At 33.6% G+C, this 15293-nt stretch carries 13 protein-coding genes; 3 read left to right on the forward strand and 10 right to left on the reverse strand.

Annotated features, from left to right (window positions below):
* Positions 1-143: 143 nt before the first annotated feature.
* The 9 genes from recQ to QZ659_RS09750 all read right to left on the reverse strand — a co-directional run bounded on the left by recQ (position 144) and on the right by QZ659_RS09750 (position 9811).
* Positions 144-2330 carry a DNA helicase RecQ gene (gene recQ / locus QZ659_RS09710; RefSeq protein ID WP_291725472.1) on the reverse strand — a complete coding sequence of 729 codons (2187 nt, stop codon included), beginning with the start codon at positions 2328-2330 and terminating at the stop codon, positions 144-146.
* 364 nt (positions 2331-2694) lie between these two features.
* A complete protein-coding gene (locus QZ659_RS09715) occupies positions 2695-3327 on the reverse strand; it encodes a macro domain-containing protein (protein WP_291725474.1) in 633 nt (210 codons plus the stop codon).
* A gap of 40 nt (positions 3328-3367) precedes the next feature.
* Complete coding sequence (locus QZ659_RS09720) at positions 3368-4303, reverse strand: alpha-1,2-fucosyltransferase (RefSeq protein WP_291725477.1); 936 nt, start codon at positions 4301-4303, stop codon at positions 3368-3370.
* Between the two features lie 10 nt (positions 4304-4313).
* Complete coding sequence (locus QZ659_RS09725; protein ID WP_291725479.1) at positions 4314-5129, reverse strand: Rossmann-like and DUF2520 domain-containing protein; 816 nt, start codon at positions 5127-5129, stop codon at positions 4314-4316.
* A gap of 75 nt (positions 5130-5204) precedes the next feature.
* Positions 5205-6437 carry a HesA/MoeB/ThiF family protein gene (locus QZ659_RS09730; protein WP_291725481.1) on the reverse strand — a complete coding sequence of 411 codons (1233 nt, stop codon included), beginning with the start codon at positions 6435-6437 and terminating at the stop codon, positions 5205-5207.
* Between the two features lie 9 nt (positions 6438-6446).
* Positions 6447-7415 carry a DNA-methyltransferase gene (locus QZ659_RS09735; RefSeq protein WP_291725483.1) on the reverse strand — a complete coding sequence of 323 codons (969 nt, stop codon included), beginning with the start codon at positions 7413-7415 and terminating at the stop codon, positions 6447-6449.
* Between the two features lie 5 nt (positions 7416-7420).
* Entirely contained in the window at positions 7421-8272 is an 852-nt protein-coding gene (locus tag QZ659_RS09740) for a HindIII family type II restriction endonuclease (protein ID WP_291725485.1), read from the reverse strand.
* Positions 8273-8319: 47 nt separating this feature from the next.
* Positions 8320-9195: a DUF3822 family protein gene (locus tag QZ659_RS09745; protein ID WP_291725487.1), complete on the reverse strand. Its 876-nt coding sequence runs from the start codon at positions 9193-9195 to the stop codon at positions 8320-8322.
* Positions 9196-9394: 199 nt separating this feature from the next.
* Complete coding sequence (locus tag QZ659_RS09750) at positions 9395-9811, reverse strand: septal ring lytic transglycosylase RlpA family protein (RefSeq protein ID WP_291725489.1); 417 nt, start codon at positions 9809-9811, stop codon at positions 9395-9397.
* Between the two features lie 323 nt (positions 9812-10134).
* Between QZ659_RS09750 and QZ659_RS09755 the strand changes: the two genes are divergently transcribed.
* The 3 genes from QZ659_RS09755 (at position 10135) to QZ659_RS09765 (ending at position 11527) form a co-directional block, all read left to right on the forward strand.
* Positions 10135-10563: a SufE family protein gene (locus tag QZ659_RS09755; RefSeq protein ID WP_291725491.1), complete on the forward strand. Its 429-nt coding sequence runs from the start codon at positions 10135-10137 to the stop codon at positions 10561-10563.
* Between the two features lie 119 nt (positions 10564-10682).
* Positions 10683-11033, forward strand: a complete 351-nt coding sequence (locus QZ659_RS09760; protein WP_291725493.1) for an iron-sulfur cluster assembly protein — start codon at positions 10683-10685, stop codon at positions 11031-11033.
* Positions 11034-11113: 80 nt separating this feature from the next.
* Positions 11114-11527: a BrxA/BrxB family bacilliredoxin gene (locus tag QZ659_RS09765; protein WP_291725495.1), complete on the forward strand. Its 414-nt coding sequence runs from the start codon at positions 11114-11116 to the stop codon at positions 11525-11527.
* A gap of 79 nt (positions 11528-11606) precedes the next feature.
* On the opposite strand, the gene QZ659_RS09770 is transcribed toward QZ659_RS09765, so the two are convergent.
* Positions 11607-15239: a M1 family aminopeptidase gene (locus tag QZ659_RS09770; RefSeq protein WP_291725497.1), complete on the reverse strand. Its 3633-nt coding sequence runs from the start codon at positions 15237-15239 to the stop codon at positions 11607-11609.
* Positions 15240-15293 lie beyond the last annotated feature (54 nt).

Here is a 15293-nt window from a genome sequence, read left to right on the forward strand (position 1 = left end):
TATATTTTCACATTAAAAAAACAAAATCAAAAGCACAAAAAAAAGACGTTAGATATATCAAAACGTCTTTTTACCTCAAATTTATTTTATTCTAAAACAGAATTAAATTTATTCTTCAATTCTATGATATAAGATAAATACAACTACATTGCATATTCAGACAAGAACTTAATACGCATAAGTCGTAGCTCATCTTCTCCATATTCGTCTTCAAACTCTTCCATTGCAGCTGTTATGCTATCTGTTTCTGCTTCCATAAAATACTCATAAATTTCATCTTGACGGTCGTAGTCCATGATATTATCGATATAATAATCAAGATTTAATTTTGTTCCTGAATAACAGATATGTTCTATTTCAGAAATTAGTTCAGCTACTTTCATTCCCTTTGCTTCAGCAATTTCTTCTAAATCAATCATTCTATCAATTTGCTGAATGATAAATATCTTTACCTTAGATTTGTTTGCTGTCTGCTTTACTAATACCTCTGAATTGGTTTCTATCTCATTTTCCTCTACATATTTATTGATAGCTTCCAAAAAGGCTTTTCCAAACTTCTCCACTTTCGCCATTCCAACACCATTTATCTGTGCTAGTTCGTCTTTCGTAGTAGGATAGACCGTTGCAATCTCTTCCAAAGAAGGGTCTTGAAAAATAACGTAAGGAGGAAACCCTCTCTCTTTAGCTATTTTTTTGCGTAATTTTTTAAGTAAATCAAACAAAACTGGGTCATGTCCTTTGTTTTGAGTAGAACCTCCAATGTCTTTTTCCTCATCTTCTGCCGTAATTTTACTAAAATCGTGGTCTTCGGTCAGTAAAATTTTATATTTTTTCGGATTTTCTAAAAAGTCTATGCCTTTTTCATTGAGTTTAACCACTCCATGATGTTCAAAATCTTTACTCAAAAAGTTGAATAATAATACTTGACGAATCACAGAACGCCAATACAAAACTGTTTGATTTTTTCCTTTTCCAAAAACACTTACTTTATCATGGCTATAACTTTTCACATAATCTGTTTCTGTTCCCATCAAAACATCAGCAATATGGCTAATTGTAAAACGTTCTTCTGTCTCCTTTACAGCTTTCAAAACCCACTCAATATGTTCGTTGGCTTCAAATTTTGGTTTTGGATTATCTGTATTATCATTGAACCCACCATCTTTTTCTACATTTTCTCCAAAATAATGAAGTAACTGCCTTCTTCTACATACTCCCGAAGTAGCGTAGTCCATCATTTCTTGTAGAAGATGGCGTGCATTGTCTCGCTCCGTTACAGGCTTGTCTTTATTAAATTTTTCTAGCTTATGTATATCTTCTGGACTGTAAAACATAATACAATCAGCATTTAGTCCGTCTCTACCTGCTCTTCCTGTTTCTTGATAATAACCTTCTAACGATTTTGGAGCATCATAATGAATCACAAAACGAACATCTGGCTTATCTATTCCCATTCCAAAAGCAATCGTAGCAACGATAACATCAGCCTCTTCATTGAGAAAAGCATCTTGATTTTGCATTCTGACACTAGAATCTAGTCCTGCATGGTAGGGACGAGATTTTATATCATTTACATTTAAAAACTCATTGATTTCTTCTACTTTCTTTCTACTCAAACAATAAATAATTCCAGACTGCCCCTTTTTTCCTTTTAAATATTTAATAAGTTGCTTCTTGACATTTTTTTTCGGACGTACTTCGTAATACAAATTCTGACGATTGAAAGATGTTTTGAAAACATTTGCATCTTCCATGTGTAGATTTTTCTGAATGTCTTGTTGTACTTTTGGTGTAGCTGTAGCTGTAAGAGCAATGATAGGCAAATCTCCAAGTTCGTCAACAATGAAGCGAATACGACGATATTCTGGGCGAAAATCGTGTCCCCACTCTGAAATACAGTGTGCTTCATCAATAGCAATAAAAGAAATATTTGCTTTCGCTAGAAAATCTAGATTTTCTTGTTTGGTAAGTGATTCTGGGGCAACATAAAGCAATTTTGTATCTCCTGCCAAGACTGACTTCTTCACTTTATTGCTCTCCGATTTGGAAAGAGTAGAGTTTAGAAAAGAAGCATTTACACCAACAGCATTTAGCTGGTCAACTTGGTTTTTCATCAGAGCAATTAAAGGAGAAATTACGATAGCCGTTCCTCCTTGCACAATGGCAGGAAGCTGATAGCAGAGAGATTTTCCTGCACCAGTAGGCATAATAACAAATGTATTTTTACCATCTAGTAAGTTCTGAATAATTGTTTCTTGATTTCCTCTAAATTGATTATATCCGAAAACTTCTTTTAATGTTTTCTTGAGATTTACTTTTTGCTCTACCATTTTAAAACCTTTTGATAAGATAGGGTAACGATTTGAAAAACAGTATCAATACGAATCTTTAGAAGCTATTATAAAACTCTTTCAAGTTACTTTTCACCTTTATTTTATCTTCTACTATATTTCCTCGTTTTGTGCTAGTTGAAATTTTACTTTTTTATTTTAGTATAATAAAGTTAGCATAAAACTTTTAGAAAACAAGGGCAGTTTTTTGTTTTATTGAAAATCTAATCACAGATTTTTCATATTATGCTTGCAAATCTGCTTTGGTAAGCTCTCTTATTTTTTCGTATTCACTTACTACCAATATACTGAATTACTCTCAAAAAACAAGCATTTTAGAATAGGATATTTCAACTTTCAATAGCTAGGGAATATCATACGTGATGTCTCTATCATGATGAGTAAAAAAATAAGCATAGTTAGAGCGCAGTTCTTCCCATCCTTCTTTTGTCTTAAATTTTTCATTCATTATATCTTCCCAAGCAATTCGCATACTTCTAGCACAAAGTAGAGGAGCAACCTGTCCCACTCCTGTACCTAAACCAGACAAGGCAATAGTTTTTACTTTATTTTTTATAGGTTCTCCATCTTCAAATCTTCCATATTTTAAAAGAACAAGTATTGCCTTCATACTTAAATATACATTCGGACTTCTATGAATCGTCATAGGTGTTCGCATTGTGGGGGCAGAAATCAGATAAGGAAAATCTGTGTGGTCGGTAGGAATAATTTCAGCTTGTCCAACCAAAAGCTCGCCGAAATATTTTTCTCTGATAACTTTTTGCAGTCTTTTCTCAATATGCCACCCCAAATTTTTAGAGATAGCAAAGTCAATTCCTCCATTCATAAAGCCAAAACTATTGGCTGGACTAACAATTACATCAGAAGGATAATTAAAAATAGAATCGTTTTTTATAATTACATTTTCTACATCTTGAAATACTTTTTTCCAAGCATCAGTAACTTTTTCGTTGGTGTCTATAAAATAAAATTTCATCTTATAAAGATAAGAGAAAAAAGAATATTTTTAGATAGCTCTATTCTAATTCGTGCTTAAATACTTTTCCATTTTCAAAATGGTCTATTGTTTTGATGGGGCTAAATTCTTGAAGTGAAATCTGAATTCCTTTTTTATCTAAAATACGTAGAGGCGTTTTTCCATAAAAAGATGCCCACATAGAATAGGAACTTGGCACGCCCAAAATATAATCACAGGCTGCTAAAGCATACATATCTTCCAAGAAATGATTGGTAGAAAAGCAAATATCTAGGTTACGTTCTTCAAAAGATGTGGTTTGAATTTTATCATTTGAGCAAAGCATAAAACGCACCTTTTGATTAGGGTTTTCTTTCTTTACTTCTTCTACAATTTGAACCAAAAAATCAGCGTATTCTGTCCACTCAAAAAAATATTTTCCACCAAAAAAGTCTTTATAATCTCCTCTACGAATATGCACTCCTATCAATGTATCTACATCTTGCCTATTTTTTTGCATCAGCTCTGCTATATTGTCTAAATGTTCTTGCTTTGGCTTAAAAATAGTTCGGAGCTTATCAGCATGTTTGTCAAAATTTTCATAATCTCTAAAGTTCCAACCCTGCACAAACAAAATTTTGTTTGTCTTTTCTAAAAACTCCTGACTATTTAAATCGTATTTCTTTTCATTTTTGTCACAATCAGAAATATTGAGTGTTTCTATCCATCTTTTCTTCTTGTCAATTTTTGGCAAGCGATAGCGCAAACGTTCTAAATTTTGTTTCAAAAACTTATCTATCATTTCATTTTCTGAAAGACGAGTTTTGATAGAATAATTTAAAAAGCGATTTTCTAAAACTCTTGGAAAATACTTTTCATATTCGTCAAAAGTGGGATTATAAAGTGTATGATTGTGTTCTATGGCATTTGCAATAAAAAAAGCAAAGGAAAAAATACGGTTGGCAAGCTGCCCAGATTTACTGTCTATGATGACCATAGTTTTGTTTTTATTTATTTTGAATACTCTCTGTCATGAGTCTATAAATTTGACAAAAATTATCATCCAAATTCATTTCCTCTAGCATATTGATATGCTTTTCAATAACCTTTTTATCATTCCTAATAGCAGGTCCTGTTTGTGCGTTGGAAGGATTTATCTCTAAGGCTTTTTGTAGTGTTTCTTCCAAAAGAGGTTTGAGCATGTCGAAGGGAAGTTTTTTTTCCTTCAAAATGGTTTCACTAATTGTCCAAAGGTAATTCGAAAAATTACAGGCAAAGACGGCAGCTACATGTAAAATACCTCTATCTTTTGAAGATACTTTAAACACTTTTTCAGAACATTCTTGCGCTAGAGTAAACAGTTTTTCTTCAATTTCTTTATCATTCGATTCTATACAAAATGGAATCTGACTAAAATCCACTTGTTTTGCCTTACTAAAAGTTTGTAAAGGATAAAAAACACCTATTTTCTCTATTTTTTCACCTAGTACGTTTTGACTGGCTTTTTGCAACATTTGCATAGGTTGTGAGCCAGAAGTATGCGCCAAAATACAGTTTTTTGGAAGAATGAGCTTTGACAAAACACTCTCAAAAGCATTATCTGCAATGGATAAAATGGCTAAATCTGCATCTGTTTTAGAAAAATCTAAACCTTCTAGTGAATGATAAACTTGAATGCTCTTCTTATCAATTTTTTCTTTTAGAATTTCAGCATTTTCTTTTGTTCTGCTCCAAATATGAGTGATTTCTAGGTTTTCTTTTTCTGAAAATAAAGATGCCAAATGCCAAGCTACATTGCCAGCACCAATAAAAATAACGTTCAAATTAGTGATTAATGGTTAGTTATAAATGATTAATGAAAATACAGTTCATTGTCTGTCAATAGCAAGAGATTTGACCTACGAAAACAGTTTTTTCTTATCTCCTGTCAGTTCATAGTATTTATGATTTCCTTCTGTATCTTGAACTGCTACGACATGCAAAATAGGAACTCCCAAATCATAGAGTGAAAAGTTGAGTAATTTTTCTTCTGTGTCTTTTAAGTTGAACTGTCCAAGTGTTTGTTTTGGTGCAGGCGTTTGGTTTTCAGTATTCTGCTCGCCTTCACTTCTACATTCTTCACAATGGCTCTCATAGTCATAAATACGGAAAGAAGGTCGGTAAAACTCAATTTCCTTTTGGCATCCTCTACACGACATAGACTTAACAAATGTTCTGTCTCCTCTAAAATCTAAGGTTGCACCTTCGCCAGAGTGTTCTTCTTTAGAAATTTCAGTTAAAAAATCTTTGAGCGAAATATCTGTATCCAAATCTAAAGAGATAATTTCATCATAACTTACTTGATGCGCCCAACAGTCTGGATTTTCTGGCATATCGAAAACATCAAAGTCGTTGGTTTTTCCTTGATAATAAATCTGTTTTCCTAGAGCTACTTCTTGTCCACACAAAAACTTTACGGCTTCTTGTACTTGCAAAGCTCCTACTAAAGCCGAAGCAATCTGAACTGTCGGAATTTTTCCTTCACTCGTTACTTGCTTTTTAAAATCATCACAAGAATAACGTTCTCTCGCTGCTTGCCACTGGTTTGGCGACAAACTACACTGATAACACGGCGCATGAGGAGGTTGATAAAAATTAACTCTCAAACCTAGTTCATAAATCCCTGCATCTATCCAAGGTGTGCCAGCCAAATAACATTGTTTATTAACAGCTATTCTTGTTTCTACATTATCCAAACAACCCAAAACAATATCAACGTGCCTGTAAACGCCTGTTCCAAGTTCCCAAACTACGTCACCTTCAAAATAATTGACTTTAAAATCATCTGAAAGAGCCATTTCTTTTATTCTTTCGGCTGCCGTTTGTGCTTTTCGTTTGCCTTGGTCGCCTTTTCTAAACAAAACGGTTCGGCTTAGATTTGACTTTGAAATGTCGTCAAAATCTGTAATCAGAATATTTCCCACTCCTAAAAGAGCTAAGTTTTTTAAGGTTTCGTTGCCGATAGCACCAGCCCCTACTACTAAAACGGTTGCATTTTTGAGTTTCTCTTGTTCCCACCAATCAATGCGTTCTTGACGGTCGAAAAAACTATCTTCTGCCGATGAAATACCTGTTACTTCAAATTTTGCCATAATTTCTTTTTATGATTTATAAAATAAATTCAAATTTCCGTTTTCTGATTTTTTTGAAGAATAAATTTTTATATCGTTTTTTTGTACGACATTTTCTACTCTTTCGTTGGCTAATATTGTATAATTTTTATCAATTTCAAAACCAATAAAATTTCTATTCAATTTCTTTGCTGCTACAGCCGTTGTACCACTTCCCATAAAAGGGTCAAGAATAATTTGATTTTCTGTTGTTGTAAGTGTTATCAAAAATTCTAATAATGCAACTGGTTTTTGAGCTTCGTGAAACTTATTTTCATCATAAACAGACTCAAAACCAAATTCTAGTAAATTAGTAGGACTTGTCCCATTAATTTTACATTCCTCAATATTTAAAGCTCCTACCTCGTTTTTTAAAATATTGTCTGTAATTGTAATTTTGTAAGGTTTAAAAAACCAAGCAATAGGTTCATAAATCGGAGCAAGATTTCCTAACCTCCATCCTTTCCATTTTTCAGCTTCACTTTTTAAACCACGTTTTTCTAAAATTCCAGATAAGCGTTGTGCTCTATGATGAGCAGAAGGCTTCTTCCAAGCCAAGACATCTTTCAATAAAAAACCACTGTCTTCAAAAGCATTTATAGCTCGGTGTAGTGTTCTTCTTGCACCAAAAACAAAAACAGACGCACCTTCTTTCATAATTGGAAAAATAAGAGACGACCAACTCTGACACCATTCTTGATATTCTTTTCCACTATTTCTATCTGCACTACTCCAACCATTTATCGGTTTTCCTCTACGCTTAAATCCTGTTTTTCCTTTTTGGGCTGGTGATTCTCCTAAAAGAGCTGAATTTGTATTTTTATGTAAAACATCCCACTCATCTAAATTTATTCCATAGGGAATGTCTGAAAGAAATAAGTCTATACTTTCAGTTTCTAATTTTTTTAAGTGTTCTTTACAATCTCCGTTAATGATTTTGTTTAAATAGTCTTTGTTCATAGCTCTTATTTTGTTGAAATATTGATAGTCTTCTCAATCGTCTTAATCTTATTTTCTATCTTCTGTGACTTTATCAGTAACCTGATAGCTTCATCCTTTGAAAGTTGTTTAAAAGATTTTATTTTATCATTCCAATAGCTAATCCCTTCTAGTCCAATTTGTTTCGTTTTCTGAATTTCTAAATTTCTATATTCTTTAATTTTTTCTACTGATTGATTTACTGAACCTGCTACTATTTTGTCAATAAATTCCCAGTACTGAATAGCATTTTGACGTTGTAAATTAGACTGTTTGGCTAATACCTTTCCTGTTTCTAATACGGACTTGAAAGAATTTTGATTATGATAATCTAGCAGAAAATGTAGATGAGTATATGAAAGTAAAGTTACATTTTTCAAAATAGCTTGAGAATAAATCTGACTTTTTCTATTTGGGTATTGAGCCAAAGGAGCAACCAATAAAGCATAGTTATTTGTCTCTCTCCAAGTATCTAAAGCATTGACTTTAAAATCTTTTTGATTTTTAGCTGTTCTACTTAACCTAAATGTTTTTGCATCTGCTACTAGAGTATATTCCTTTGTTCTTCCTATAACATCTGCCGAATTTCCTCTAGCTCCTAAAACCTCAGATTTAATTCCTAAATAATTGAGTGATTTAGCTAAGAAAATATCAGAAAGTTTAGCCCATATTTTTTCTTCTGAACTATCATGATTAAATATTTCTGGTAAAATACCTACATCTATGATATTTTCAACTAGCTTTTTCTTGCTAATAGTATTTACATAATCCTCTAACTGCTCAAAAGCATTTTTTTCTTTAGCAATCTTGAAAACCAACTCTATTAATTCTTTACGCATATTTTAATTAAGCATACTCTACTAAAAACTACTTACTACTAAGAAACTCAAACCGTTTTGACATAATATAAACTAAACAAATCAAAATCTTCGTGACTTTCTAGTCTATCAAAATGATAGCTAAAAGCTAAATGTGGTGGTCGTTGAGCAAATTTCACATACGAATACCTATCTAAAAGTTTGAATATTTTTCCTTCTTTATTAATTTGTCCGTATAAAAACACTTCTAATTTTTGAGAGTCAATCTGTATATCATCGCTGACAGCCAAAACAAAATAAGCTACTTCTTCAGCATTTTTGAACTCAAAACGATTGAGAAAAAGCAAATCTTGTCCATCTAAAATCGCCACAAAAAGCTGATTTCCTTCTATGAGTGCGTGTACTTGATTTGCTTTGTTTTCTTGCAATAAAAGTCCTTCTAAAAATGCTGCTGTCTGATGAACATACGTAATTCCTGTTTTCTGATGTGGATACTTTTCCTCTATCCAATCCGAAATATTTTTAGGCATAGAGAAAAGACAGTTTGTAGAAGCAAGTTGGTGTTCACTAAACTGCACATAACTTTTATTTGTGTCTAATGTCGTATTAAATCGCAAATAAGAAAGAGCATATTCTGTTCTGAAATGCTCATCAGGAACAAAAGTAAACTCTTTTCCACCCATCATCAGCGCAATTTTTTGCCAATAGCCTGCCGAAGCAAAACTATGTGTGTCCACTAAAGCACTAAAGGCTTCCAAGGTTTTCTCTTCATCTTCAAAAGGAGTATCTGTAACATAACGTTCGTAGCATAAACAACGGTCTGACTTTGTATCAAAAACAGCCAAACGGCATTGAGTGAGCGTTAGGGCAAAGCAAAGTTTGTATCTACCAATTTGGTCAACTTCAAACTTGTCATCTCGTAAAATTAAATCTTCTTGGAACACGCTTTATGTTATTGTGTGAGTTTTGGATTTGAAAATCAAATAGCTAATAAAGCAAAAAAAGAGCAGTCTTACAAGGTAATTATCAATTACAAATTATCAATTACGAATTAAATGTAGTAGAATCGTTTGTTTTATCTTTATAGTTTAATTTTTTACTCAAAAAACACAAAATTTGATAGAATACAACTTGGATTACTACTTATTTTTCTAAGTCATATTCTATCCTAACTTCTGTTAGACCCTCACGAACAAAGTCTAATATTTCTGCGCCCTTTCGTGTAACGTCGATGATTCGTCCTTTTACAAAAGGACCTCGGTCGTTTATTCGTACTCTAATCTTTTTATTATTTTTCAAATTAGTAACCGTTACCATCGTACCGAAAGGTAATGTTCTATGAGCTGCTGTGAGTAGTTTTTGTTTAAATTTTTCTCCACTTGCTGTGGGTCTGCCTTCGTATTTGTCTCCATAGTAAGAAGCAATTCCTGTTTCAGAATATTCTCCAGCCTTTGCTGTGTTATCAGAAGGGTCTTTTTTCTTACCAAACAAAGAACCACAGGAAGAAAATGAAACAATTAGAAATAAGGAAAGAAAAATTAATTTTACTTTTAATTTCATAGCTTACTGAAAATCATATTAAAATAAAAAAGACTTAAAAGATATTCTCCAATAGAGTACTGGACATGAACAGGGAAAAAATACCATTGCTGGTGTTTTAGCGTAGCGACACCAATAACTTTTATGTCCTATCTAATTCTCCAAGTCTTCTTACACGTTATTTTTTGTTACAAAAAAAGGAAAAAATATTTACTTTACAAATGGATGTGATACACCTTATTATAGTTGTTTTCTGTACATCAGCCTCCTAGACTACATAAATAACTTCTAAATTCACTATCTTTGTAGGTACAATTAATACAACACTAAAAGAAAAACTAATTATGACTATCAATCAAATTCAAGACGAAATTATAGAAGAATTTGCACTTTTTGATAACAAAAACGACCAATACGGTTATATTATAGAATTAGGAAAAAAATTAGAAAACCTACCAAAAGAAGATTATAAAGATGAGAATTTAATCAAAGGCTGTCAGTCGAAGGTATGGCTTACTGCCCAAAAGTCAGAAAAAAATGGAGAAACACAGATAAAATACTTTGCAGACAGTGATTCTACGCTTGTCAAAGGTTTGGTAAGTCTTTTGATGCGTGTTTTGTCAGAACAACCAGCAAAAGAAATCACTTCGTCTGACCTTTACTTTATTGATAAAATTGGACTTGGTCAGCTCTTATCAATGAACCGTTCGAACGGACTGGCTTCTATGGTAAAACAAATGAAAATTTATGCACTTGCTTATCAAGCAGTTTAAATTATTCAATTACGAATTAGTAAATTACGAAGTAATCAGCGTAGCTAATTACGAACTGGAAGACGACGAAGTCAATTGAAAATTCAATTCTACGTAACTTCTATTAGACTTATTACACAATGGAAAATACAGAAAATACAAATACTACTCCTGCTGTTTCGACACGAGATAGAGTCATTAATGCTATTCAAACTATTTATGACCCTGAAATTCCTGTCGATATTTATGAGTTGGGACTGATTTATGAAATCAATACGGTGGAGCTTGTACCCAACAAAGCAAGCGTTCATATTTTGATGACCCTAACTTCGCCCAACTGTCCGTCAGCAGAGCAAATTCCAGCAGAAGTAGAAGAAAAAGTAAAAGCCGTAGTAGGAGTAGATGAGGTAAATGTAGAACTTACCTTTGACCCTCCTTACGAAACTGAAATGATGTCAGAAGCTGCTCGTTTGCAGCTTGGCTTTATGTAAGATAATACTAAACCCTAAGGGTCTTGAAGCTCCTTAGGGTTTTAACCAGTTTATATTATAAAATTACCAATTCAAAAACTATGTATCCAGAACATTTGACAACGCCAATGAAAGGCGAACTCGTAAATATAGGTTTTAAAGACGTAACTACACCAGAGCAAGTAGAAACTGTACTTTCAGAAGCAGGAACTACGCTTATGGTTATCAACTCTGTTTGTGGTTGTGCTGCTGGAGCAGCTCGCCCTGGAGTTCGTATGGCTTTAGAAAAGACGAACAAAAAACCTACTCAACTAGCAACTGTTTTTGCAGGTGTAGATAAAGAAGCTGTGGAAAAAGTGCGTGAACTTGCAATGCCTTACCCACCATCTTCTCCATCGATTGCACTTTTCAAAAATGGCGAAGTAATTCATTTTGTAGAGCGTCATCACATTGAAGGGCGTTCGGCAGAAGCTATCTCTGAACACTTGAAAGCTGTTTTTGAAGAGCTTTGCTAAGAGTTTATTTTTCTCGCAAAAAATAAAAACCACTTTTTAGAATATTCTAAAAAGTGGTTTTGTGTTTGTGTGATAAAAACTACTCTTTCTCTACCTTCACGACATTATCATCTGGATGACGGTCAATGAGTTTGTTGAGGGGGTCAATGCCAGCTTTTGCAGGTTTGCCTTTAACTTTTACTGTAATGGTAGTTTTTTCCTTTGTAATCTGATGTTTTTCAAGATACAAAAGAGGTGCAAATGAGTAGCCATCTGCATCGGCTTCTTCTGGTTTTTCTCCATATACTCCAATATCCACCCATTCTGTTAAAGGTAATTCTGTTTCTGTTCCTAATGAATCTGCGACTGTTTTATTACTAGAAAGCTCTAAAGTAACTTCATACATATCGTTTTCAAGTTCTTTATAAGTGGCTTTTTCAGTTTTATTTTCATAGAAAGTGATAGTTTCTACCAAATCTGTAATCAAATATTGCAAAGAATCTGGTGTAACAGCTTTTATCTCATTTGTCAAATCTGTTGTTGTTGGATAATCTCCTTCAGAGAATTTCCATTTGTTGAGATAATTTCTAAGAGCCAAATTGATTTTGTCTTCTCCAATATAGTCTTGCAAAGCATACATAATCAAAGAACCTTTACGATAATGAATATACTGTTGCCCTTCTACAAGGTCAAGAGGCAATTCTTTTTTACGTTCTCTGTTTCGTCCTCTCAAATATCTGTCTAATTCATATTTCAAAAATTTCTGAACTAGCTCTTTTGGATATTTATTTTTCATTACCATAAGAGCAGAATACTGAGAAAGCGTTTCTGAAAGCATCGTACTTCCCTGCACTGGAGCTTCTGTCACTTGGTGTCCCCACCACTGGTGTGCCGTTTCGTGTGCCGTAACGTAATAGTTCATATCCACATCATCTTTTTCCATCTTTAGCATAAAACCAATGGCTTCTGAATATGGGACAGTGTTGGCAAATGATTGTGCAAACGTTTGGTAACGAGGAAACTCAATAATACGAAGTTGACGATGCTGATATTCTCCAAAGTTTTCAGAAAAATAAGATAGAGCATCTTTCATTCCGTTCATCATTCTATCTAAGTTGGCTGTATGGTCTTGGTGATAATAAATCTCAAGAGCAACCTCTTTCTGTTTCCCAGTAGAATCAGCCTTAGAAAGCCATTTGTCTCTCATTACTTCATATCTTCCAGAAAGCATGGCATAGAAATTTGCCATCGGAGCATCCATTTTGTAATGGAAATAATGTCTGTCATTTTCTGTCCACTCTTTTTGCAAATATCCAGGGGCAATGGCAATTTGGTCTGGCGACGTACTCATCACGATTTCAAAATCTATCATGTCAGCATCATTTCCAAAAAGGTTGTGCGAATGGAATTTTTCTTCCTCACGAGCTGGCATACGTTCTTTTTCTGGTAATTTATGTTCTTTACGCTTGTCATCATCTGAAATTTCATACCCTTCATTATAGCCTAAAGACGGAAAAGATGTATTATTGATAAATGTTCCATTTTCTACAACTTGTGTATTGCTACCACGAGTTACAAAACCTTTTGTTTCCAAAACCATTTTGAAATTTAGATTTATAGTTTCATTCGGTTGCAACGGTTTAGCAAGTGTGTAGATTTCATAGTTAAATTCCTCAAACTTGTCCTTCAAGCCTACTTCTTTTGAAAATTTCAAGTATTCTGTTCTGATACTTCCTCTATCTCCTTTTTGGATATGAATATCTTTGATAGGCTTGTCTGTTTTGTTTTTGAGTGTAAAATAACCTTCTACGGTAATATCTCTTTCCTTGGGATAAATATCAACTTTGAGATTAGCAGCCGTAATTTTTGGTAACTCTACATCTTTAAATTGCTTTAGACTTTGTTCATACGCTACCTGTTGAAGTTCTTGGTCGTGAGAGTTTTTATATTCGTTTAGAATATTTGTATTATAAAATGCAAAAGAACCTAAAAAGACAACTGCCGTAATAGCAATTACAAAGCCCACCGTCCAAGTAGTATTTGCTCTCAACTTTCCAATATTGTAGCGAGTTTGAATGTTGTTTTCTGTTCCTCTAACAGAGAAATAAATTGCTAAAAACAAAAGCACCACTGAGAACATAATCCAATACGCACTCATCCAAGAAAACGGATTTACATAGTGTCCAAAAGTATTCATATCTGAGTATGTTCCAAGACTGATTCCGTCTCCGAAGTGAAAAAGTGGATGCTCTACATCAAAATATTGAAGCAGCGTATCAGCAATAAAAATAACAATCATTGTAGCAAAACCAATAAATTTATTATTGACCATTACTTGAATAAAAAGACCTAAAAGCGTGTAGATAATAAGTGTAGGCAAAAGACCTCCAAAAAACATTTTGAAATAAAGTGGAATTTCATAGTTGTAGTAGCCTTTAAAAGTCTGTATCAAAACACCTGTAAAGACCAAAGCCACAAGCAAAACAGAATAAGAAAGAATCAAGGCAAAGAATTTACTTACAATACCTATCCACGTCTTTGTAGGAAGTGCATCAATAATCAAATCCATTTTATACTGACGCTCACGCCACACCAGCTCACCTGTGTAGAAAATTACAATAATAAAGAAGAATAAGAAAAACTGCCCTGTAATCATTTCTGCTACTGAATAAGTAGTTGGAAAAGAATTTGCACCATAGAGTCTATTCATATCCAAAGAAACAGAAAGAGTCATGAGCATTCCAGCAATGATAATGGCAAGAAAAGGAACTTCTTTAAAAAGCGTCTTGAAGTAAAAAACGGTCAGTTTTAAAAGGTGTTGAAGCGTTGCACCAAAACCAAGATTTAGATTAACTTTTGGCAAATCTACAAGTGCAATCGGAGTGGCAGCTACTTTTTTCTCTGCTTTTGGCTTACGGAAACTCTGACGAACGACACGGAAAGCAAATCCTTTGTAGAGAACAAAAAGTCCTATGAATGTAATTCCAAGCCAAAGCAAGCGATTATACAATACAAAACCTGCAAGTGGAACAGTCTGTGAGTTTTGTTGAGCAATAGACCAATATTCTATATCTCTCCCAAATGCCGAAAGACCGAATGGGTCTAGCCAAGCTACAATATCTTTATACTCTGGAGCATCAGAAAGCTGTAAGGCAGCAATATACAAAACCAAAAGTAGAACTCCTTGCGTATAAACAACAAGCATTTTTCTACTTAATGCACCTCCTGCAAACATTAGCGTACCGATAATGAAAAGATTACTTACTCCAAATAGTAAGAATGGCTGTAAATAATGCCAAAAATTAAAGTCTAAAAACCTCTCTGCGCCAGCTTCTGTAAAGGCTTTCATGTAGCCTAATGTCATTCCAAAAAATGCTCCACTAAAAACAAATACTAGAACGATAAATGAACCAATAAAACGCCCAAACAAGTAATCTTTCTTAGAAATAGGCGTAGTAAAAAGCATAGAATGGGTTTTATGTTCAAAATCACGAAGCACTCCTACGCCCATAATAGCTGAAATAATCATACTAAAAAATGCTGTAATGATAAGAATCATTCTAGCAAGTGTAACAGGAGCATTGATTTTTACTTGCCCTGCTGCACCTCCAATCTGAACAAAATCGCTCGTCATGGCAAGGAGGGTAAGGAGAAATAAAACACCAAAATAAATATAGGTAGCAGGACGTTTGAGCCTATATTTGAGTTCGAAACGGATAACTTCTAGTAACATCTTTTATTAAATGGTAAATGATAAGTGAGTAGAACAAAAAATACTGGTAACTGG

The sequence above is a fragment of the Bernardetia sp. genome, assembly GCF_020630935.1.
Taxonomy (GTDB): Bacteria; Bacteroidota; Bacteroidia; order Cytophagales; family Bernardetiaceae; genus Bernardetia.